The following is a 21,848-nucleotide window of genomic DNA, read 5'->3' as shown; positions in this document are numbered from 1 at the left end:
GGGCTCCCGGCCCGGGCTTACGTGAGCACAGCGGGCATCCGTCGGACCAGCGTGGACGTCATGTGCCGCAGAGCAGAAACAGGATCGGCGGGAGCCAGACGCGCGTCGTGAGCAGGAAGGCCGTGCGACGAACGAGAGGGCCCCGGGGACGTCCGAAGCCCCGGGGCCCTCTCGACGGCTCGGTCGTCAGATGCCGAGCCGGTCCAGGAGGCGTTCGTGATAGATCGCCGGTCCGCCGAAGAGCAGCTGGGAGGACTTCGCCCGCCGGAAGTACAGATGGGCCGGGTGTTCCCAGGTGAAGCCGATGCCGCCGTGGACCTGGATGTTCTCCATGGCGGTGACCATGTACGCCTTGGAGCAGCTCGCGTGGGCGACCGCCGAGGCCACGGGGAAGTCGGCGGAGCCCTCGGCGGCCAGCAGCGCGGCCTCCCGTGACGCGGCCTCGGCCAGTTCGACCTGGACCAGCATGTCCGCGCACTTGTGCTTGACCGCCTGGAAGGAGCCGATCGGCCGGCCGAACTGGTGCCGCGTGCGGGCGTACTCCGCGCTCATCTCCAGGCACCGGCGCGCCCCGCCCGCCTGCTCGGCGGCCAGCCCCACCGACGCCACGTCCAGGACCCGGGCCATGACGCGTCCGCCCGCGCCGTCCGTGCCGACGAGGACCGCGGGCACGTCGTCGAACGTCAGCCGGGCCATGGCCCTGGTGGCGTCCAGGGTGGTGAGCGGCTCCGCGGACAGACCCGTCGCCGACCGGTCGACCGCGAACAGGGACGGACCGGCGACCGTGCGGGCGACGACCAGGACCAGGTCCGCCGTGGTGCCGTCGATCACGAAGCACTTGCGGCCGGTCAGCCGCCATCCGCCGTCCCCGTCGGGCCGGGCGCGCACGCTGATGAGGGCGGGGTCCCAGGAGCCGTCGTCCTCGGCGACGGCGAGGGTGGCCGTGGTGCGGCCGGCGGCGATGCCCGGAAGGTGGCGTGCGCAGGCGTCCTGGTCGCCCGAGGCGAGCAGCGCCTGGGCGGCCAGCAGGACGGTGGAGAAGAAGGGTGCGCAGAACAGGGCGCGGCCCATCTCCTCCATGACCACGCCGAGTTCGACGAGGCCGAAGCCGTCGCCGCCGTACTCCTCGGGGATGGCCAGCCCCGGCAGCCGTAGCTGGTCCGACGCCTGTGCCCACACCTCGGGGTCGAAGCGCGGCTCGCTGTCCATGAGCTTGCGCACGGCCTCTTCCGGGGACTTGGCCTCCATGAACTCCCGCACCGAGGAACGGAGTTCCTTCAGCTCGCTCTCGTCGGCGATCATGCGCGTGCCTCCTTCGGCAGGCCGAGGACACGTTCCGCGAGGATGTTCTTCATGATCTCCTCGGTGCCGCCGAGGATGCGCAGCGCCGGGGTGGCCAGCAGGAGTTCGGCCCAGGAGTACGTCCCCCAGCGGCCGGTGTCGGCGATGATGCGCGGGCCGAGACACTCGGAGACGAAGTGGGCGGCGCGGGTGAGGTTCTGACCGTACATCAGCTTGGCGACGGACCTCTCGGGCCCGGGGGCGGTGCCCGCTCGCAGGGTGCGCTGGGCGCGGGTGTTGAGGTAGCCGGTGGCCATGGCGTCGACGAGGAGTTCGGCGAGGCGGGCGCGCAGGGCGCGGTCGTCCCAGGTCCAGGTGGCGCGCATGAGCGCCGAGAGGTGGTCCGGGGACAGGGCGGCGGCCACCGGCCCGGCGCCCTCGCTGCCGACGGTGTCGCGCTCGTTCATCAGCGTGGTCAGGGCGACCGTCCAGCCGCCGTCGACCTCGCCGAGGCGGTGGTCGTCGGGGATACGGACGTCGGTGAGGAACACCTCGTTGAAGTCCGCGCCGCCGGTCATCTGTCTGAGCGGCCGCACCTCGACGCCCGGGGCGTCCATGGGGACGAGGAAGGCCGTGATGCCGCGGTGCTTGGGGGCCTCGGGGTTGGTCCGCGTCAGCGCGAGGCCGATCTGGCTGTGGTGGGCGACCGAGGTCCACACCTTCTGCCCGTTGAGTACCCACTCCTCGCCCTCGCGGACGGCCCGGGTCGCCACGCTCGCCAGGTCGGATCCGGCGCCCGGCTCGCTGAACAGCTGGCAGGCGATGGCGTCCCCGCAGTACATCGCGGGCAACCAGCGTTCCTTGACGCGTTGTTGGGCGTGGGCGAGGATCGTCGGTCCGATCATGCCCAGTCCGACCACGCCGAGCACCCCGGTGTCCGGGACGTCGTACTCGGACTCGACGGACGCGTAGAGCAGTTCGTGGACGGGGGTCAGGCCCCGGCCGCCGTACTCGGGCGGGCCGGTGATCCAGCCGAAGCCGTTCTCGTGGCGGACGCGCTGCCAGGCACGGGCCCGCCGCACCTGCTCCGCCTCCTCCTCGGGCGGGAGGCTGCTGAAGTAGGCCATCGAGTCGTCGCCCTCGCCCCAGGCGACGGTGGCGCGGTCGGGGGCCTGCGCCGCGTGCGCGTCGAGGAAGCGGCGCGCCTCGGCGGCGAAGTCCTGCGGGTCGTCGGATGTCATCACGTTCGCTCCGCTGTCAGGTCGACAGGATCGTCACCGCCGACGCGCCCGGCGCGCCGTACAGGTGGGTGTAGCCGACGCGGGGGGTGCCGGGGATCTGCCGGGTCCCGGCGGTGCCCCGCAGTTGGAGGACGATCTCGTGGATCTGGCGCAGTCCGGACGCGCCGATCGGTTCCCCGTTGCCGAGCAGTCCGCCGTCGGTGTTGACCGGGAGCCGGCCGCCGATCTCGGTCGCGCCCTCGGCGACGAGCCGTTCCTGTTCGCCGTCCTTGCACAGCCCGTTCTCGGCCATGTGGATGATCTCCGACCCGGCGTCGGTGTCCTGCAGCTGGGCGACGTCGACGTCCTCCGGGCCGATGCCCGCCAGCTCGTAGGCCGCCCGGGAGGCGTCCACCGTCGGGCTGTCGACCGGCTCACCGACCGGGAACGACGGGCTCTGCACCTCGAAGGCGCCGAGCCGGCGGCTGCGCAGGGCGGTGGAGCGGACCCGTACCGGCTTCCCGGTGTACTTGTGGGCCTGGTCGGCGCGGCACAGCACGAGTGCCGCGGCGCCCTCGTTCGGGCCGCAGTACATGAACTGGCGCAGGGGGTAGTTGAGGACCGGTGAGGCGAGAACTTCCTCCGGGGTGAGGGGGGTTCGGCGCCAGGCCTTCTCGTTCGCGGCCGCGTTGCGGAAGTTCTTCGAGGCCACGCGGGCCAGTGTCTCGTGGGAGATCCCGTGCTCGTGCATGTAGCGGTTGATCTTCATGCCGAAGAAGTGCGTGGTGAGGAAGAGCCCGGTCTGCCCGTACCAGGAGGGGATCCCGGCCACGGACGGATCGGCCGCGAAGGCGCCGCGCGGGTGCTTGTCCAGGCCGATCGCGACGGTCAGGTCGTGTTCGCCGGTCTCGACGGCGCGGGCGGCCAGCGCGAGGGCCGTACCGGCCGTGGCACAGCCGTTGAAGACCCCGCGCAGCGGGACGCCGGTCAGACCGAGGCGGCCCACGATGGCGTCCGGGTTGGCGACCTCGTAGCTGCCGATGTAACCGCCCTGGACCTGCGGCCAGGTGACACCGGCGTCGGCGAGTGCGAGCCGTACCGCGTCCGCGCCCATGTCCAGTGCCGGCTTGCCGGGGAAGCGGCCGAAGGGGTGGAGCCCGACTCCGATGATGACGGCCTCGGTCACGGTGTCTCCTCCTCGGCCGGGGCGAACGCGAACGTGACGACTTCGGTGCCGTCGTCCTGGACGGTGTAGGGCACGAGCGTGAGCCGCATGGGCTGCCCGATGCGCAGCCTGCCGGGGTCGGGTTCGGTGAGGCGAGCCTCGACCAGCAGCTCGCCGGGGAGTTCGACGTAACCGACCGCGTAGGGCTCGAAGGTCTCGGGGCCGTCGTACGGCGGGGACGGCGGGCGGAAGTCCTGGGTGGTGTACGTCCACAGCGTGCCGCGGTCGGCGAGCAGGCGTCGCTTCGACTCCGTGCTCGCGCACCGCACGCAGTCCGGGGCGGCCGGGAAGCTCACCAGGCCGCATTCGGCGCATTCGGAGCCGATGAGCCAGGGCGGGTCGTCGGGGCCGGCCGGCCAGGTGAACAGGTCCTCGGCGACCGGGCGTCGCGTCGTCGTCATCTCAGGCCCCGTTCCGGTTGCCGAGCGCGTCGGCGTTGGGCGCGGCTTTGGCGACGAGGTTCGGGACGACCGAGGACAGCTCCTCGGGTGTCCAGCGCGTCTCGGCGCTCACGCCGGGGCCGCCCACCCAGCCCTCCAGCACGGTGATGCGGTTGCCGACGACGCCGAAGACCCGGCCGGTGACCTCGCGTGAGGCCGCCGAACCGAGCCACACCACGAGTGGTGAGATGGCCTCCGGGGTGAGGTCCTGGTTCTGGGCGGCCTGCCGCATCATCTCGATGTCCTCGGTCAGCCGGGTCAGCGCGGTCGGCGCGATGGCGTTCACCGTGACGCCGTAGCGGGCGAGTTCGGCGGCCGCGATGATCGTGAGGCTCGCGATGCCGGCCTTGGCCGAGCCGTAGTTGGACTGTCCGGGGTTGCCGAAGATGCCGGACGGGGAGGTCGTGTTGATCACCCGGGCGTCGTTGGCGTGACCGGCCTTGGCGCGCTCGCGCCAGTACGCGGCCGCGTGGTGCAGGGTGGCGAAGCTGCCCTTGAGATGGACGGCGAGGACGCTGTCCCAGTCCTGCTCGGTCATCGACACGATCATCCGGTCGCGCAGGATGCCGGCGTTGTTGACCAGCACGTCCAGGCCGCCGTAGGTGTCCACGGCGTGCCGGACCAGGTGGCCGGCGCCGTCCCAGGTGGAGATGTCGTCGGTGTTGGCGACGGCCTCGCCGCCCGCCGCGACGATCTCGTCCACCACGGCCTGCGCGGGCCCGGCCGAGGCTCCGGCGCCGTCGCGCCCGCCGCCGAGGTCGTTGACCACGACCTTGGCCCCGTGCGCGGCGAAGGCCAGGGCATGGGCCCGGCCGATGCCGTTGCCGGCTCCGGTGACGACCACGACACGGCCGTCGACCACTTCTTCGGACATCCTCAACTCCTCGATCAGGAAGGCCGGTCGGTCTCGGCGAGCAGCACGCGCGGGTCCTCGCTGCCGCAGCCGCACCGGCCGGTGACGACCCTGCCCGCGATGCCGAGCGGGGTCTCGGGCAGGGGCGAGGTGCGCTGCTCCCCCGCAGCCACGAACAGTTCCCCGTCGCGGTCGCCCAGCCGCCATTCGGCGCCGTTGACGTGCGCGCCGCCGCGCTCGGGGCACTCCAGGGCGAGGGCCGGTCCGACGGGTGAGAGCAGGCAGGCGGTCACGCCCACCGCCCGCAGCACCGGTACGGCGGCGGGCCGGGCCAGGACGACCGGTGTCGCCCGGAACATCTCGCCGATGTCGGCGGCCCCGGCGAGGCCCTCCAAGGTCTCGGCGGACAGGCCGATCACGGCGTGCGGGCGCAGTTCGCGGTGGAAGACGGAGGTACGGCGGTGGTCCCAGCCCATCGCCTCGGCGATGCCGTACGTCACCTTCAGGGCCCGTAGGGCGCCGATCACGGCGTGTCCCCAGAAGCCCTCGAAGCCGGACGCGGTCAGCAGGGCCCGCTGTCCCGGGGCGAGACCGTGCTCGCGCAGACGGGCGGTGGCCCAGTCGGTGTCCCGGGCGAGCTCGGCCCGGGTCAGCTCGGTCTCCCGGATGGCGCCGGCGGCGGAGAAGCGCACGACGTAGGCGAGTTCGGGGCGGTCGAGCCGGCTCGCCCGGGCCAGGGTGTCGGCGCGGGCCATCAGCTCCTCACCACCCGGGGGAACTTGGCGACGCTGGTCATGGTCTTCAACAGGTCCTCCTCGGGGCGCAGGTCGAGCACCGGTTTGACCCCGGTGCGTTCACGCACGGCCTCGGTCAGCCGGCCGGCCAGGGCGTCGACGTCGCCGGTGAGCGAGGGGTCGTAGCCGACGCGCAGCCGCAGTTCGTCGACCTCGCGGCGGTCACGCACGATCTGGAAGACTCCGGCGACGGTCTCCGGCTGGTCCTCGACCGCCTGCCAGACGTCCCGCAGCACCACGGAACGTCCCCGCACCAGCGTCTCGTCGCCGCGTCGTCCGGCCACCCACATCCGGGCGTGGGTACGGCCGCAGCCACAGGTGTCGCCGGAGAGGCGGACCAGGTCCTCGCTGCGGTAGCGGATCAGCGGCGCGGCCCGGTTGTCCAGGTCGGTGGCGACCAGTTCGCCGAGGTCGCCCTCGGGGACGTCACGCCAGCCGTCCTCGGTCACCTCGACGCACTCCGCGAAGACGGTGTCCTCCCACAGGTGGAAGCCGTCGTGCTCACGGCACTCCCAGGCGGTGCCGGTGTCGGCGGCGCTGGTGTACTCGTAGACGTCGATGCCCCAGTCGTTGCGGATGCGCTCGCGCATGCGCCGGCTCAGCGGCTGTCCGGCGCAGGAGGCGCCCTTGAGGGAGGAGAAGGCCTCCCTCAGGTCCGTCTTCTCCGCCAGGTGCTCCAGCTCCACCATCTGCGGATACATCATTTGCAGATAGGCCGGCCGGTAGGTGCGCAGCGCCTCGACGACCTCGTGCATCTTCCCCATCCAGGTGTCGACCTCGATCACCACGGCGCCCAGCGCCTGGTAGCCGGGGTCCATGAGGTTGCGGAAGGTGCCGGGCGGACTGAGCACCCGGTCGCCGGGGCGGAGGCCGAGTTCCCACAGGTCCCGCACCTGGGCGGTGACCAGGGGCGGCGCGTCCTGCCAGATCTCGGCGAAGAACTCCGGGTCGCCGGTGGTGCCCGAGCTGGAGGACACCGACGTCAGCTCCTCGGCCGGCACGCACAGCAGTCCGCCGAACGGGTCGCCGGTGCGGGCCCGGTAGGCGCGCACCATGTCCTTGGTGATGAACGGGACGCGTGCCCGGAAGTCCTCCAGGGACCGCACGTCCCGCGGGCGGACCCCGTGCTCGTCCCACAGCTCGCGGTAGAAGGCCGAGCCCGCGTAGGCGTACTCGACGAGCTCCAGGACCCTTTCCTCCTGCCGTGCCCGCAGTTCCTCGCGGGGCATGGTCTCCACCTGGGGCTCGAAGTACCTGTCAGCGGTGTCCCTGTCACCGGCCATGGCGCCTCCTCGCGGCTCAGTGCCCAGATCTTGCAGCTATCAGCGCAATCAGTCAACTATTTCTACGGATTCAACCCCAGAGCCGGAGCCATCTTCCCTTTGACGCCCCATACAACTAAAATCGCTAACTGATTACATCCATTGCACCGAGGAGCGTCATGACGAAGATCTGGGTCAACTCCGGGGACTCCCATGTGATGGAACCCGCCGACGTGTGGACCGAGCGGCTGCCCGCGCGGCTCGGCGCCCGGGCCCCGCGCAGCGAGCGCGGGGAGAAGTACGAGATGCTCTACATCGACGGCGAGCGCATCGACCGCCAGCTCGGCGACTTCATGGACGCCATGCGCCCGCCGGGTGCCTGGGACCTGAAGGTCCGGCTCAAGGACCTCGACCAGGAGGGCGTCTGGTCCCAGCTCGCCTTCCCCTCCATGGGGTTCTGGCTCGTGTCGATCACCGACCGGGAGCTGGCCCGGGAGACCGTGCGGGCCTGGAACGACTGGGCGTACGACGAGATCCTCAGCAAGAACAAGCGCGTGATCACCACCGCCTGCGTCTCGACGGCGGACGTCGGCGACGCGGTCACCGAGCTGGAGCGGGCGGCCGAGATGGGCTTCAAGGCCGTCTTCCTGCCCTGCTCGACCCGGGAGGGCGAGGAGTACGCCCTCGACCGCTGGGAACCGCTGTGGACCGCGGCCGAACGGGCGGGCATGGTGCTCGGCTTCCACATCGGCACGGGCGGCCAGAACGTCGTCTTCCGCGGGCCCGGCGGCGCGGTCGTCAACTACATGGAGACGACCTACCCGGGCATGCGGGTGGTGTCCCACCTGGTCGCGGGCGGCGCCCTCGACCGGCACCCGGACCTGAAGATCCTCATCGCGGAGGGCGGCGCGGGCTGGGTGCCGGCCATCGGCGACCGCATGGACGAGGCCTACCGCCAGCACGGCATGTTCGTCCGGCCGAAGCTGAGCCGGCTGCCCAGCGAGATCATCCGGCAGCAGGTGTACGCGTCCTTCCAGCACGACAAGAGCTCGGTGGAGATCGTCGAGTCGACCGGCTACCGCAACGTGATGTGGGGCGACGACTACCCCCACCTGGAGGGCACCTACGGGCACACCCAGGCCACGCTGCACGACCTGTTCGACGGAGTGCCGGACGACGTCCGCGAACGCGTCACGCGCGGCACCTTCAACGAACTCTTCGGCCTGCCGGACCAGACCCCCCAGGAGGCGGCCGTCTGACCGGCGACGGCGACGGGACACCGGTGACCACTCCCCCGTACCCCTCGTACCCGGACGACCTGGAGCGGCCCGGGCTGGTCAGGACCGGGCGGTCGACCTTCGTCAGGCCCATCCGGCCCGAGGACTCCGACCGGCTGGTCGCCTTCGTGGGCAGCCTCTCCCGGGCGACCCTGGCCTACCGCTCCCTGGGCCCGGTGGTCCGCGCCCGCGACGACGTCATCCGGCGCGGCGCCCAGGTGGACTACCTCAACGAGCTGGCGCTCGTCGCCCTGGCCGGCGAGGAGATCGCCGGCCTGGTCCGCTATGTCCGTGACCCCGGCGAACCGGAGCACGCCGAGGTCACGTTCACCATCCGGGACGACCACCAGAGCGAGGGGTTCGGCCGGCTGCTCCTGGAGCACATCGCGGCCGCCGCGCGCGCCCGGGGCATCCGGGTGCTGGAGGCCGACGTCCTCGCCGACAACACCCGGATGATCAATGTCTTCCTCGGCTCCGGCTACCGGGTGGAGGCCGGACCGCCCGGCCAGATCATCCACTTCGAGATCGCAGTCGACCCGCAGGCCCAGGCCGTCGCACGCGCCGAGCGCCGCGAACACACGGCCGTACGGCGCTCCCTGCGGCCCCTGCTCGAACCACGTTCGGTCGCCGTGATCGGCGCCAACCGCCAACCGCTGACGATCGGCCACGAGATCGTGGCCAACCTGCTGCGGGGCGGCTTCGGCGGCAGTGTGTTCCCGGTCAACCCGCGGGCGGAGCGGATCGCCGGGGTGCGGGCGTACGCCGGGGTGCGGGAGCTTCCCGAGCCTGCGGATCTGGCGCTGGTGGCCGTGCGCGCCGAGGCCGTGCCCGAGGTCGTACGGGAATGTGCCGAGGCCGGGGTCAGGGCGGTGGTCGTCGTCTCGACCGGCTTCGGGGAGACGGGGACCGAGGGACGCTCGGCCGAGCTGGAGCTGGCCCGCTTCGCCCGCGCCTCCGGGATGCGCCTGGTGGGCCCCAACTGCATGGGCGTACTCAACACGACGCCCGCCGCGCGGCTGGCCGCGACCTTCTCGCCCGCCCTGCCGGCGCCCGGCCGGGTGGCGATGTCCAGCCAGTCCGGGCCGCTCGGGCTCGCGGTCCTCGACCACGCCCGGCGGCTGCGGCTCGGTTTCTCCGGCTTCGTGTCGGTGGGCCACGCCGTGGACGTCTCCACCGACGAACTGCTCCAGTGGTGGGAGGAGGACCCGGCGACCTCGGTGATCCTGCTGCACGTGGAGACGTTCGGCGATCCGCGCCGGTTCGCCCGCGTCGCCCGCCGGGTCGCCCCGCGCAAGCCGATCGTCGCCGTCCACCCGGGCCCCGCGGACTCGGTGGCGAGTTCGCTGTTCGCCCAGTCCGGAGTGATCCGCACCAGCAGTCTCCAGGAGCTGTTCGACGTCGCCCTGCTGCTCGCCCACCAGCCTCCCCCGCCCGGCGACCGGGTCGCCGTGATCACCAACGCGGGCGGCCCCGCGGCCCTGACGGTCGGGGCGTGCACGGCGAACGGGCTGCGCGTGCCCCCGCTGAGCGAGCGCACCCGGCACACGCTCCGCGCGTCCCTCGCGCCCCACGCGGAGGTCGCCAACCCCATCGACCTGACCCCCACGGCCACCGCCGCGCACTACCGTCGGGCGCTGGAGGCGGCCCTGGCGGACGACGGCGTCGACGCGGCGGTCGTCCTGTTCATGCCGCCGCTCGCGGACAAGCCCGACGAGGTGGCGGCCGCCATCCTCGACGCGGCCGCGACCGCCCCGGACAAGCCGGTGGTGACGAGCTTCCTGGGCGGCGCTGGGGTCGCCGACCTGCTCCACCGGGACGAACTCGTCGTCCCCACCTACACGTTCCCCGAAGCGGCGGCCGCCTCGCTCGGTCACGCGGCGGCCTATCAGGCCTGGCGCCGCACCCCCGCGGGCGTCGTCCCCGACCTCACGGGAGTCGACGCGGCGCGCGCCCGGTCGCTGGTCGCCTCCTGTGCCCCCGGCCCGGTTCCGGCAGCGGTCGCCGCCGAGTTGCTGGCGGCGTACGGAATCGCCGTACGCGACTCCCCGCCGGGCCCGGGGCAGGACGCGTTCCTCTCCGTCGGCGCGGACCCGGTCTTCGGGCCGGTGGTCTCCTTCGGGCTCACCGGGGACTACGCCGACCTCATGGCGGACGTCGCACACCGCGTCACCCCGCTCAGCGACCGCGACGCCCGGGAGATGATCCGCTCGCTGCGCGCGACCCCGCTGCTGGACGGCCGGGCGGGCGGGCCCGGGGTGGACCTCGCGGCACTGGAGGAGACCGTCCTGCGGGTCTCGGCGATGGTCGACGACCTCCCCCGCATCGAGGCCCTGGAGCTGCGTCCCGTACGGCTGCTGCCGCCCGGGCACGGGGTCGCCGTCACGCACGCGGCGATCCGACTCGCGGACGACACCACAGGAGGCGGTCCGGCGTGAAGGTGGGCATCTACTTCGACCTGCGCAACCCGCCGCCCTGGCGGCAGAGCTGGTCGCGGGTCTACGGGTTCGCCCTGGAGATGTGCGAGGAGGCGGACCGGCTGGGCCTCGACTCGGTCTGGTTCTCCGAGCACCACGGCTTCGAGGACGGGTATCTCCCCCAGCCGCTCACCATGGCGGCGGCGGCCGCGGCCCGTACCCGCCGGGTGCGCCTGGGCACCGCGGTCGTCCCGGCGCCCCTGCACGCGGCCCCCGAGCTCGCCGAACAGGCGGCGGTCGTGGACATCATCAGCGACGGCCGCCTGGACCTCGGCCTCGGCACGGGCTACCGGGTGCCCGAGTACCGGCTGTTCGGCGCCGACCTGGCCAAGCGCTACACCACGACCGACCAACGGGTGCGGGAGATCCGCGGCCTGTGGGCCGAGTCCCTGGTCACCCCGGGTCCGGTCCAGGACCCGCTGCCGATCTGGCTCGGCTACCAGGGCCCGCAGGGCGCCCGGCGGGCCGGCCGGCTCGGCACGGGGCTGCTGTCCCTGAACCCCGCCCTGCTGGCGCCGTACCGGGAGGGGCTCGCCGAGAGCGGGTACGACGCCTCGGCGGCCCGGATGCAGGGCTCGTTCACCACGTTCGTCACCGAGGACCCCGAGGGCGACTGGCCCGTGGTGCGCAGACACCTGGCGTACCAGTGGGACAGCTACCGCCGGTACATGGTCGAGGGGACCGACCGGCCCGTGCCGCGCCCCATCGACCCCGAGAAGTGGCGGGAGAGCGGGCTGAGTGCGAGCGGCGTCGGACAGTTCCTGTACGGCACCCCGCAGGAGACCGCCGAGGCCGTCACCGCGTACGTGGCAGGGTTGCCGGTGGAAGGGGTGTTCCTGTGGGCCTCGCTCGCCGGGATGCCCGAGGAGATGGTGGCCCGCCAGGTCCAGCTCATCGCCGGGAAGCTGCGTCCGCTGCTCGCGGACGTCTGACAGGAGGAACGGATGGCGAACACGACGGGGACCTGGGCGGGCGCGGACTTCCAGGAGCCGCCCCGCAGCCCCGGCGGGGTGGCGCTGTGCGGAGCGTGCCGCGGTTCGGGTTCCTGCCGGCTGGGCGTGCGGCGCGAGCGTCTCGACGACGACGGTGTGGCGTGGTTCGAACTGGCCTGCCCTCGCGACCAGGAGGGCGGCCCGGATGTGGCGCACGGCGGCTGGACGGCGGCGGTGCTGGACGACTGCCTCGGTCATCTGCCGCTGCTGCACCGGGTGTTGAGCGTGACGGCGGAACTGAGCGTGAGCTTCGTCAAGCCCGTGCCGGTGGAACGGCCGCTGGAGGTCAGGGCCTGGGTGGAGCGGCGCGAGGGCTCACGCTGGTACATCGGCGGCGAGATGGTCCTGCTGCCGGCCCGGGCCGTGCTGGCCCGGGCCTCCGGGATCTGGGTGACCCGGGACCGGGGCCATTTCGCCCGGCACGAGCAGTGGCTGGCCGGGCAGGACGCGGCCGGGGGCGGTCAGTAGGACCGCAGGCCCATGCTGCGGGCGATCCCGTTGCGCTGGATCTGGCTGGTCCCCCCGGAGATCGTGGCGACGATCGACTCGCGGTAGCGGAAGCTCATCACGCTCTCGGTGGAGAAGCCGTGCCCCGCGCAGACCTGCATGCCGAGCCGGGCGGCCGCCACATAGGTCTCCGAACCCTTCAGCTTCGCCATCGAGCCCTCGCGGGTGCACGGCTTGCCCTGGGCGAGCAGCCAGGCGGCGCGGTAGGCGAGCAACCGGGCCGAGTCGATCTCCGTCTGCAGGTCGGCCATGGCGTGGGCCAGGGCCTGGAAGTTGCCGATCGGGCGGCCGAAGGCGTGGCGGGTGCGGGCGTACTCCAGCATCTCGTCCAGGGTGGACTGAGCGGCCCCCAGATAACCGCCGGTAATGATCACCTTCTCCAGCTCGATGTTGGAGAGCATCACCTTCCAGCCGTCGTCGCGCGGGCCGACGAGGTTCTCCCTGGGCACGCGGACGTCGTTGAAGAAGACCTCGTTGGTACCGAGGATGTGCCGGGCGAGCGTGGGGGTGCGGCGCACCTCGACGCCCTGCGCCGCCGGGTCGACGAGCAGCAGGCTGATGCCGCCGTGCTTCGGCTCGCGGGGACCGGTGCGCACGTAGGTGGCGATGGTGGTGTCGGGCAGCCCGGCGCCCGTGCACCAGGCCTTCTGTCCGCGCACCAGGAAGTGCTCCCCCCGGTCCTCGGCGGTGGTGCGCAGCGCGGCCGCGTCGGAGCCGCTGTCCGGTTCGCTGAGGCCGACGGCGAGCCGGTGGCGGCCGGTCATGACCTGCTCGCGGATGAAGGCGCGCTGCGCCTCGCTGCCCCATCGGAAGACCGTGATCCCGGGGATGAGTACGCCGATGTAGCACATGGCCACGTCGAAGCTGGCCCGCCCCAGCTCCTCGGCGATCAGGATGAGCTCGAGCGGCCCGCCGCCGTCGCCGCCCTCCTCTTCACTGAACGGGAGGGAGAACCAGCCCAGATCGGCCATGCCGCGGAACAGCTCGGGCGGTACGGCGCCCTCCTCGTCCCACTTCTTGGCCTTCTCGGCCGGACACACATCGGCGACGAACTGCCGTGCCGTCGCGCGCAACAGGTCCTGCTCGTGGGTCAGCCCGAAGTCCACGGCCACTCCTCGTCACCAATCGACTATTTATCTACCTCATTATTCTATGTTAGCGGATAGATGGCATGCAGGATGATCCTACGGACCTTTCGGCAGACCGGTCGGCGATCCCGCGCCATCCGCTGCGGGCGGAAGAGGTGCCCGCGCTCGCACGGGGCCGGCCACAGTGCCGAGTCGCGGATGTCCCGGCCGTACGCCATCGAGACCGCCCTGGCCGGCTTGAGCTTGGTCAGGCCGCGGCGGCAAGCGGGCGTCCGCCCAGCGAACGTCTCGCTGCGGATGCGGGCGCGTTCACGACGCTGCGCCGCGAGGACGTCGGGGCCACCTCAGCTTGACCTGTCGGGGATCTTGGAGTTTCGCGGCGCCGCAGCATGATCAACGCGGCGGTCTCTCCCGCAAGGGCGAGCAACCGCTACCGCTGCCGCGCGACCAACCGGCCGGGCTGTGCCTGATCACACCCCGCATCGAGGTCTGCGCGCTCGGCGACGAGTCGGTGCACTCGGCGCGGTCCGCACCGCACTCGACCACATCGACCACATCGAGGTCTTCGACGCCGGGTGCCGGAGCAGCAGGTGCTTCGACATCAGCGGCGCCTCCACCGACAACGGCGGCAACCTCATCCCGTGGACCCGCGACACCGCCACGAACCAGCGGTTCAAGCGCCGCTCCTGACCGACCCGGCCGGGGACTCGGTCGAGCGCAGGTGTTCTCTCAGCCACTGCTCGGTGTTGCTCACGTGCAGCAGCGCGGCCGCCTTGCTGAGGGCGGCGTCGCGGTTGGACAGGGCCGTGAAGATCGCCTCGTGCTCGGTGAGTGTCCGGCCCGCGACCTGGGTGTCGACCAGACCGCGCCAGATGCGGGCGCGCAGGGTGCGGCCGGAGATGCCTTCCAGGAGGGTGAGCAGGGACTCGTTGCCGGTGGCCGAGACGACGGCGCGATGGAAGGCCGCGTCGTGGGCGTTGAGCTGCTCGACGTCGTCGCGTGCCTCGCGCATGGCGTCCAGGTGCATCTTCACCTCGGCCAGCTGCTCGTCGGCGATCCGGGTGGCGGCCAGCGCGGTGGCGGCCGGTTCGAGGAGCCGCCGTACCTCCATCAGGTCCTGCAGGGCGCCCGAGTCGCCCTGCAGGAGCTCCACCGCACCGCCCAGCCCCTCCAGGAGCAGGCTCGGCTGCAGGCTGGTCACATAGGTGCCGTCGCCCCGCCGGACCTCCAGAACCCGTGCGACGGCGAGTGCCTTCACCGCTTCGCGGGCCAGATTGCGGGACAGGCCCAGCTGGGCCGCGAGGTCCGGTTCCGGCGGCAGCTTCGAGCCAGGAGGCAGGGCGCCGGTGCGGATCAGCTCACGGATCTGCTCGATGGCCTTGTCCGTCAGGGACATGGCGGACTCCTTCCGTGACCGTTCTCCGTCGGCGTGTCCGACCTGATGACTCCTGGGCCGAAGATCGTCCCGGGGTGGTGTCGATGATACTGGCCGGCCGTCGGCACGGGCGGCCTGATCTGCGGGGAGACAGAAGCAAACATGGCATGTCTAGCACCGGACAAATCGCCTTCTTGTTGTAAATAAACAGCCATTTCCCTTGATCAAATATCGCTATTCATCCCTGCACGCCTGTTGACATGAGTGGGACAGGTGGACGACCTTCATCCGTAACATCCGGCGCCCGGGTCTCCCCCCGTCCCCCCTCACGCAACAGGGATGTCCTCATGTCGAGTTCGGTCAACAGACGTCAGTTCCTCGCCGGTGCCACCTGCGTGGCCGCGGCAGCCGTGGCCGGCGGCGGGTTCGGCGCCGGCAGCGCGCAGGCGGCACCCAACGCCTATACACCCAACTGGAGTTCGGTGAACCATCACACCGCGGCACCCGAGTGGTTCAAGGACGCCAAGTTCGGCATCTACTTCCACTGGGGTGTCTTCAGTGTCCCCGCGTACGACAGCGAGTGGTACCCGCGGAACATGTACGAGAGCGGCAGCAAGGCGAACAAGCACCACATCGCGACCTATGGCGACCCGACGGTGTGGCCGTTCCACAACTTCATCAAGGGCGCGGACGACCTCGCGGGGAACCTCGCACAGTTCGACCCGAAGCTGAAGTCGGCGGGCGGCAAATTCGATCCGGACGAGTGGGCGCAGCTGTTCGTGGACGCGGGCGCGCAGTTCGCCGGTCCGGTCGCCGAGCACCACGACGGCTTCTCGATGTGGGACAGCCAGGTCAACGAGTGGAACTCGGTGGACAAGGGACCGGGGCTGAACCTGCTGAAGCTGTTCACCGACGCCATCCGCGCGAGGAAGCTGAAGCTGCTGGTGGCGATGCACCACGCGTACAACTACACCGGCTACTACGAATACGCGCCGGCCCAGACCGACGAGAGCCTCAAGAAGCTTTACGGACAGCTGAGTTCGGATGCCGAGAACCAGCTCTGGTACGGCAAGCTCAAGGAGGTCGTCGACCTCGCCGAGCCGGACATCCTGTGGCAGGACTGGCGGCTGGACCATGTCGACGAGACCCAGCGGCTCAACTTCCTGTCGTACTACTACAACCAGGCCGACAGGTGGGGCAGGGAAGTCGTCGCCACCTACAAGGACGGCTTCGACAGCCACGGCGAGGTCTACGACTACGAGCGCGGCGGCCCCGCCGACCTCACCGCGCCCTACTGGCTGACCGACGACAGCATCTCCAGCTCCAGCTGGTGCTACACCGAGGGCATCGGCTACTACTCGCTCACGCAGATGCTGCACTCGCTGATCGACCGCGTCAGCAAGAACGGCAACATGCTGCTCAACATCGCGCCCGAGGCCGACGGCACCATCCCGCAGGGCCAGCGCGACCTCCTGCTGGGCATCGGCGACTACCTGAAGCGGCACGGCGAGTCGGTCTACGGCACCCGGGCCTGGACGGCGTACGGCGAGGGCCCGACGAAGATGGGCGGCGGCTCCTTCACCCGGCCCACGGCCGGTACCGCTCAGGACATCCGCTTCACCCGCGACAAGGCGAACACCGTCCTGTACGCCACCGTCCTGGGCTGGCCCGGCAGTTCACTGACGATCAAGACGCTCAACTCGGAGCGGATCGACCTGCGGTCCCTGTCCTCGGTGAAACTGCTCGGCGCGACGGACGGCACCTACATCGACCTGCCCACCCCCACCCAGGACGCGGGCGGGCTGACGGTGACCCTTCCCTCGACGGCCCCGTTCGACGCGCCCGCGTACGTGCTGAAGCTCCGCTTCGCCGAGCGTATCCCCCCGCTGCTACCCCTCGCCGGCGCCGTGGCCTTCAAGGAGGCCGGCTACCGCGGCGACAGCGCCGTGCTCGCCCTCGGCGACTACACCGCCGACCAGCTCACCCTCGCCGGCCTGCCCCCGCGCGCCCTCTCCAGCCTGAAACTGGCCCCGGGCCACCAGCTCGTCGGCTACTCCGGCGACAACTTCACCGGCACCGCGTGGACCTACACCACCGACAACGCCGCCGTCCGGAACAAGATCACTTCCCTGAAGGTCGTGTTCGACCCGTCCGCCTACTTCAAGGTCGTCAACGTCACCGACGCTCTTGCGCTGGACAGCGGCGGCGACGTCGGCTCCGGCTCCAACCTCAAGCAGTGGACCTGGGACGGCAGCCCCAACCTCCAGTGGCAGGCGGTCGAACTCGGCAACGGCTACTACAAACTGGTCAACCGCACCAACGGCATGGTCGCCGACGGCTGGGGCGCCACCTCCGACGGTTCCCCCGTCCGACAGGCGGCGTGGAACGGCGGCACCAACCAGCAGTGGCAGATCACCCACCGCGGCGACGGCCGGTACTCCATCGCCAACCGCACCAGCGGTCTCGTCCTGGACGGCGGCGGCGACGTGGCCTCGGGCTCAGTGACCAAGCAGTGGACCTACGGCAGCAGCACCAACCTGCTGTGGACCTTCACCGAAGTCTGACCGGCGCCAAGTACCCGGATCTCTTTTCCGTGACCGTCCCATGGGCCCTGCTCCAGGGCTCATGGGTCGTCGTCAAGCCCGGTACGGAACGCCACGCCGACAGTCCGCAGACTCCCCCCTCACTCCTCGCCCTCCCGGGCCGCAACCCCCAGGAGACGCGCTGAACGTCATGTCGTTCGACGGCGACCGGTGCGGCGATCCGGCCACTCCCACGCTGGACGACTGGTGGCTCAAGGCGGACGGCCGGGACCTCCACGACTGGCTGATCAGCCGCGAGCCGGGCCTCATCGTCAACGAGCGGGTCAAGCGCGGCCTCGGCCTCGGTGACGTCGAGTGCTGCGCATCCCGGCGATCCGCAACGCGATACGCCGCGTCCACTCGCTGAACGATCCCTCGAAGCCGCTCCCCTACACAGTCAGTGACGGCTCCATCGACGTCACCGTGCCCGCCACCGCTCCCGAAGCCGACGTCTCGGTGGTCTGCGTCGAGGTCAAGGGCATGCCCGCCGTCCTCGCCGACCGCATCGCCTGAACCGGCCACCGTACCCGTCAGCAACAGACATTGATGGGATGGATTCGACTCTCGATCCATCCCATCGATGCTCCATGGTCGTGATAAACCGGGACATACTGCCCACCTTCCGCGGACTTTCGTCGCAGGACTAGACAGCGCCCCGACTCACGCCCTTATATACATCCCATCTCTCCAAGAGCGACACCCAGCTGTCGCACCGGTGAAACATCTCCCGCTACGGGACCAGCGCGAGGAAGTACCGATGAGACTCAGAACCGCCCTCTGCTCCGCCGCCTCAGCCCTGACCGCCCTGGCGCTGCTCAGTGCCTGCGGCTCCGGCTCCGGCACCGCTTCCACGTCGAGCGACGAGCCGCTGGTCGGCGTCGACTACCCGCGTTCCGACACCGACTTCTGGAACTCGTACATCAAGTACACGCCGGAGTACGCCAAGGAGCTCGGCCTCTCCCTGAAGACCACCAACTCGCAGAACGACGTCGCCAAGCTCACCGCCAACGCGCAGACGTTCATCAGCCAGGGCGTCAAGGGCATCGCGATGGCCCCGCAGGACACCGCCGCCATCGCGCCGACCCTGGCGCAGCTGGAGGCGAAGAAGATCCCGGTCGTCACCGTCGACACGCGCCCGGACACCGGCAAGGTCTACATGGTCGTCCGCGCCGACAACCGCGCCTACGGCGAGAAGGCCTGCCAGTACCTCGGCACCAAGCTCGGCGGCAAGGGCAAGGTCGTCATGCTCCAGGGCGACCTCTCCTCCATCAACGGCCGGGACCGCACCGAGGCGTTCAACGAGTGCATGAAGAAGAACTACCCGGACATCAAGGTGTTCGGTGAGGCCACCAACTGGGACGGCGCCGTCGCCGCACAGAAGCTCCAGACCGATCTGACCGCCCACCCGGACATCAAGGGCGTCTACATGCAGTCCAGCTTCGCCCTGTCCGGCACGCTCCAGGTCCTCAAGCAGAAGGGCCTGCTGGTGGGCCCCGAGGACAAGAAGCACGTCTTCATCGTCTCCAACGACGGTATCCCCGAGGAGCTGAAGGACATCGCCGCCGGGCAGATCGACGCCACGGTCTCCCAGCCGGCCGACCTGTACGCCAAGTACGCCCTGTACTACCTGAAGGCCGCGATCGACGGGAAGACCTTCGAGCCCGGCAAGACCGACCACGACAGCACCATCGTCAAGGTCCGCGACGGCCTTCTGGAGGACCAGCTCTCCGCGCCACTGGTCACCGCCGACGGCGGCACGTACGGCGGCGTGGCCAGCGTGAAGAGCGACGACAAGTCGCTGTGGGGCAACAACCTCGGCTGACCCGCCATCGGAAATCAACAGCTCACGAACGCAAGGCGGTTGAGATGAAGGACGGGGAGCGAGCAGTCAGCCCCGTGTCCGCCCCGGCGGACGACGGACGGGTCCCGGTGGACCCGCCCGTCGTCGAGGCGACGGGCATTGTCAAACGATTCGGTCCGACGGTGGCCCTCGACGGCGCCCGGATCACCATCAGGCCGGGTGAGACCCACGCGCTCGTCGGCCGCAACGGCGTCGGCAAGTCGACCCTGGTGTCCGTCCTCACCGGCCTCCAGGCCCCGGACGAGGGAACCGTCACCTTCGGCGGCGCGCCGGCCCCCAGACTCACGGACCGCGACGCCTGGCGCCGGCACGTGGCCTGCGTCTACCAGAAGTCGACGATCATCCCCACCCTGACCGTCGCCGAGAACCTCTTCCTGAACCGCCACGACCACGGCCGCAGCCGGCTCATCAGCTGGCAGGGGGTACGCCACCGGGCACAGGAGCTGCTGTCCACCTGGTCGGTCGACGTCGACCCGCAGACTCCCGCCGGTGACCTCAACGTGGAGCAGCGGCAGTTCGTCGAGATCGCCCGCGCGCTGTCCTTCGGCGCCCGGTTCATCATCCTCGACGAACCGACCGCGCAGCTCGACGGGGCCGCGATCAACCGGCTCTTCGACCGGATCCGCGACCTGCAGCGCCAGGGCGTGACCTTCCTGTTCATCAGCCACCACCTGCAGGAGGTCTACGAGATCTGCGACATGGTGACGGTGTTCCGGGACGCCCGGCACATCGTGACCGCCCCGGTCGCGGACCTCCCCCGCGCCGACCTCGTCGCGGCCATGACCGGCGAGGCGGCGGCCGACGGGAACGAGGACCGCACGAGCACGCTCGACGCCGCCGCCACGGCCGCGCTGAGCGTCCGGGACCTGAGCGCCGAGACCTACCGCGAGGTCACCTTCCGGGTGGGCGCCGGGGAGATCGTCGGCCTCGCGGGGGCCGCCGGCAGCGGACGTACGGAGGTCGCCGAGACCGTCGTAGGACTGCGAGCCGCCGGCACCGGCCAGGTGGAGATCGCCGGCAACCGGCCCCGGCCGGGCAGCGTGCCGGCCGCGCTCGCCGCGGGCGCCGGGTTCGTCCCGCAGGACCGGCACCACCAGGGCTTCGTGCCCGACATGTCCATCGCGGACAACGCCACGCTGTCCGTGCCGCACCGGCTCGGCAGCAACGGACTGCTCAGCCGCGGCCGGCGGGACCGGCTCGCCGAGGACATGATCGAGAAACTGGCGATCAAGACGCCGGGCCCGGAGCTGCCCGTCTCGGCGCTGTCCGGGGGCAACCAGCAGAAGGTCGTCATGGCACGTGCCCTGGCCGACGACCCCCGGCTGCTGGTCCTGATCAACCCGACCGCGGGCGTGGACGTGCGCTCCAAGGAGTTCCTCCTCGGCAAGGTCGAGGAGACCGCGGAAACCGGCACCGGAGTGCTCATCGCCTCCGACGAACTCGACGACCTGCGCATGTGCGACCGGGTCCTGGTGATGTTCCAGGGCCGGGTCACGACAGAGATCGCCCGCGGCTGGCACGACCACGACCTCGTCGCCGCGATGGAAGGAGTGGACCTCGATGCCTGAAACCGTCCTCGCGGACACGCCCGCCTCCAAGGCCACGGAGCCCGAGGCCAAGCGGACGGGGCTGTTCGGCGGCCGGATACCCCTGGCCCGGCTGCGCGACCTCGCGCTGGTCCCCGCGATCGTGGTCATCGCGATCGTCGGCCAGATCGTCAACCCGGTCTTCCTGCGGGCGGACAACCTCATCAACGTCCTGCAGACCATGTCCGAGATCGCCCTGCTGGTCCTCGCCCAGACGATGATCCTCGTCGTCAAGAAGATGGACCTGTCGCTGGAGTCCACCATGGGCCTCGCGCCCGGTGTCGCGGCCTGGCTGGTGGTTCCGGCCGGCGCAGGCCACGGCCTCGGTCTGCTGCCCGGTGCCTGGGCGATCCCCGTCACGCTCGCCGTGGGCGCGCTCGTCGGTGTCGTCAACGCCCTGCTCATCATCCGCTTCGGGCTCAACGGCTTCATCGTCACCCTCGGCATGCTGATCGTGCTGCGCGGCATGCTCACCGGCATCTCCGGCGGGCAGACCTTCTTCCAGCTTCCGCAGTCGATGCTCTACCTGGGCACCGCCCAGTGGTTCGGGATGCCCGCCTCCATCTGGATCTGCCTGGTGCTGTTCGCCGCCGCGATCGTCGTGCTCGGCTGGACCAGCTTCGGGCGCTCGCTGTACGCCATCGGCGGCAACGTCGACGCCGCCAAGGCGGCAGGTATCCGCACCGACCGGGTGCTGTGGATCGTCATCGTCACCGGCAGCGTGCTGGCCGCCCTCGCCGGCCTGTTGCTCTCCGGGCGCCTCGCCTCGGTCGCCTCCGCACAGGGCAACGGCTACATCTTCACCGTCTTCGCCGCCGCCGTCATCGGCGGGATCAGCCTCAACGGCGGCAAGGGCACCATGTTCGGGGCCTTCAGCGGCATCCTGCTGCTCTTCATGATCCAGAACGTGCTCACTCTCGCGGGTGTCCCCGCCCAGTGGATCGGCGCCCTCAACGGCCTGATCATCCTGGTCGCCCTGACCATCTCACGCATCACGGGCGGCAAGGTCCAGGAGTGATCCGGGCGGCCGT

Annotated in this window: 20 protein-coding genes; 11 read left to right on the top strand and 9 right to left on the bottom strand. The window is 70.9% G+C overall.

Going from position 1 to position 21,848, the window contains the following annotated elements; genetic code table 11:
- Positions 1-186 precede the first annotated feature (186 nt).
- From OG852_RS46285 to OG852_RS46255, 7 genes are read right to left on the bottom strand one after another with little or no spacing between them, the layout of a single operon-like run.
- A complete protein-coding gene (locus OG852_RS46285) occupies positions 187-1,302 on the bottom strand; it encodes an acyl-CoA dehydrogenase family protein (protein WP_133915449.1) in 1,116 nt (371 codons plus the stop codon).
- Complete coding sequence (locus tag OG852_RS46280; RefSeq protein ID WP_330351103.1) at positions 1,299-2,522, bottom strand: acyl-CoA dehydrogenase family protein; 1,224 nt, start codon at positions 2,520-2,522, stop codon at positions 1,299-1,301. Before OG852_RS46280 ends, OG852_RS46285 begins: the two co-directional genes overlap by 4 nt.
- A 16-nt stretch (positions 2,523-2,538) precedes the next feature.
- Positions 2,539-3,687 carry a thiolase family protein gene (locus OG852_RS46275; RefSeq protein ID WP_330351102.1) on the bottom strand — a complete coding sequence of 383 codons (1,149 nt, stop codon included), beginning with the start codon at positions 3,685-3,687 and terminating at the stop codon, positions 2,539-2,541.
- Positions 3,684-4,127, bottom strand: coding sequence for a Zn-ribbon domain-containing OB-fold protein (locus OG852_RS46270; protein WP_330351101.1), 444 nt, complete (start codon positions 4,125-4,127; stop codon positions 3,684-3,686). The genes OG852_RS46275 and OG852_RS46270 overlap by 4 nt, the downstream gene beginning before the upstream one ends.
- A 1-nt stretch (position 4,128) precedes the next feature.
- Positions 4,129-5,040, bottom strand: coding sequence for an SDR family oxidoreductase (locus OG852_RS46265; RefSeq protein ID WP_133915445.1), 912 nt, complete (start codon positions 5,038-5,040; stop codon positions 4,129-4,131).
- Positions 5,041-5,054: 14 nt separating this feature from the next.
- Positions 5,055-5,774 (bottom strand): hypothetical protein, encoded by a 720-nt coding sequence (locus tag OG852_RS46260; protein ID WP_133915444.1) that lies wholly within the window; start codon positions 5,772-5,774, stop codon positions 5,055-5,057.
- Complete coding sequence (locus OG852_RS46255) at positions 5,774-7,096, bottom strand: phenylacetate--CoA ligase family protein (RefSeq protein ID WP_330351100.1); 1,323 nt, start codon at positions 7,094-7,096, stop codon at positions 5,774-5,776. Before OG852_RS46255 ends, OG852_RS46260 begins: the two co-directional genes overlap by 1 nt.
- Before the next feature lie 158 nt (positions 7,097-7,254).
- On the opposite strand from OG852_RS46255, the gene OG852_RS46250 reads away from it, so the two are divergent.
- From OG852_RS46250 to OG852_RS46235, 4 genes are read left to right on the top strand one after another with little or no spacing between them, the layout of a single operon-like run.
- The gene (locus OG852_RS46250; RefSeq protein ID WP_133915442.1) at positions 7,255-8,334 is read left to right on the top strand and encodes an amidohydrolase family protein; all 1,080 of its coding nucleotides are present in this window, start codon (positions 7,255-7,257) and stop codon (positions 8,332-8,334) included.
- A 23-nt stretch (positions 8,335-8,357) separates the two neighbouring features.
- Entirely contained in the window at positions 8,358-10,787 is a 2,430-nt protein-coding gene (locus OG852_RS46245; protein ID WP_133915441.1) for a bifunctional acetate--CoA ligase family protein/GNAT family N-acetyltransferase, read from the top strand.
- Positions 10,784-11,758, top strand: coding sequence for an LLM class flavin-dependent oxidoreductase (locus OG852_RS46240; RefSeq protein ID WP_133915440.1), 975 nt, complete (start codon positions 10,784-10,786; stop codon positions 11,756-11,758). Before OG852_RS46245 ends, OG852_RS46240 begins: the two co-directional genes overlap by 4 nt.
- 12 nt (positions 11,759-11,770) lie before the next feature.
- Positions 11,771-12,286, top strand: a complete 516-nt coding sequence (locus OG852_RS46235; RefSeq protein ID WP_133915439.1) for a PaaI family thioesterase — start codon at positions 11,771-11,773, stop codon at positions 12,284-12,286.
- On the opposite strand, the gene OG852_RS46230 is transcribed toward OG852_RS46235, so the two are convergent.
- A complete protein-coding gene (locus OG852_RS46230) occupies positions 12,280-13,431 on the bottom strand; it encodes an acyl-CoA dehydrogenase family protein (protein WP_330351099.1) in 1,152 nt (383 codons plus the stop codon). The two genes, OG852_RS46235 and OG852_RS46230, sit on opposite strands and share 7 nt — an antisense overlap.
- A gap of 444 nt (positions 13,432-13,875) precedes the next feature.
- Here OG852_RS46230 and OG852_RS46225 point away from each other — a divergent pair, with 444 nt between their 5' ends.
- Complete coding sequence (locus tag OG852_RS46225) at positions 13,876-14,103, top strand: hypothetical protein (RefSeq protein WP_330351098.1); 228 nt, start codon at positions 13,876-13,878, stop codon at positions 14,101-14,103.
- On the opposite strand, the gene OG852_RS46220 is transcribed toward OG852_RS46225, so the two are convergent.
- A complete protein-coding gene (locus OG852_RS46220; RefSeq protein ID WP_330351097.1) occupies positions 14,087-14,809 on the bottom strand; it encodes a FadR/GntR family transcriptional regulator in 723 nt (240 codons plus the stop codon). The genes OG852_RS46225 and OG852_RS46220 overlap by 17 nt on opposite strands.
- Positions 14,810-15,135: 326 nt before the next feature.
- On the opposite strand from OG852_RS46220, the gene OG852_RS46215 reads away from it, so the two are divergent.
- From OG852_RS46215 to OG852_RS46190, 6 genes are all read left to right on the top strand, one after another.
- Positions 15,136-17,352 carry an alpha-L-fucosidase gene (locus OG852_RS46215; RefSeq protein WP_330351096.1) on the top strand — a complete coding sequence of 739 codons (2,217 nt, stop codon included), beginning with the start codon at positions 15,136-15,138 and terminating at the stop codon, positions 17,350-17,352.
- A 29-nt stretch (positions 17,353-17,381) separates the two neighbouring features.
- Positions 17,382-17,516 carry a hypothetical protein gene (locus OG852_RS46210; RefSeq protein ID WP_330351095.1) on the top strand — a complete coding sequence of 45 codons (135 nt, stop codon included), beginning with the start codon at positions 17,382-17,384 and terminating at the stop codon, positions 17,514-17,516.
- 5 nt (positions 17,517-17,521) lie between these two features.
- A complete protein-coding gene (locus OG852_RS46205; protein ID WP_330351094.1) occupies positions 17,522-17,737 on the top strand; it encodes a hypothetical protein in 216 nt (71 codons plus the stop codon).
- A gap of 390 nt (positions 17,738-18,127) precedes the next feature.
- On the top strand, positions 18,128-19,192 hold the full coding sequence (locus OG852_RS46200; protein ID WP_330351093.1) for a sugar ABC transporter substrate-binding protein: 1,065 nt from the start codon (positions 18,128-18,130) through the stop codon (positions 19,190-19,192).
- Between the two features lie 44 nt (positions 19,193-19,236).
- Positions 19,237-20,799 (top strand): sugar ABC transporter ATP-binding protein, encoded by a 1,563-nt coding sequence (locus OG852_RS46195; RefSeq protein ID WP_330351092.1) that lies wholly within the window; start codon positions 19,237-19,239, stop codon positions 20,797-20,799.
- Positions 20,792-21,835, top strand: a complete 1,044-nt coding sequence (locus OG852_RS46190; RefSeq protein ID WP_133915432.1) for an ABC transporter permease — start codon at positions 20,792-20,794, stop codon at positions 21,833-21,835. The genes OG852_RS46195 and OG852_RS46190 overlap by 8 nt, the downstream gene beginning before the upstream one ends.
- The last annotated feature ends 13 nt before the right edge of the window (positions 21,836-21,848 follow it).

The sequence above is a fragment of the Streptomyces sp. NBC_00582 genome (assembly GCF_036345155.1).
Classification (GTDB): Bacteria; Actinomycetota; Actinomycetes; order Streptomycetales; family Streptomycetaceae; genus Streptomyces.
This window is presented reverse-complemented; position numbering and strand designations above follow the sequence as displayed.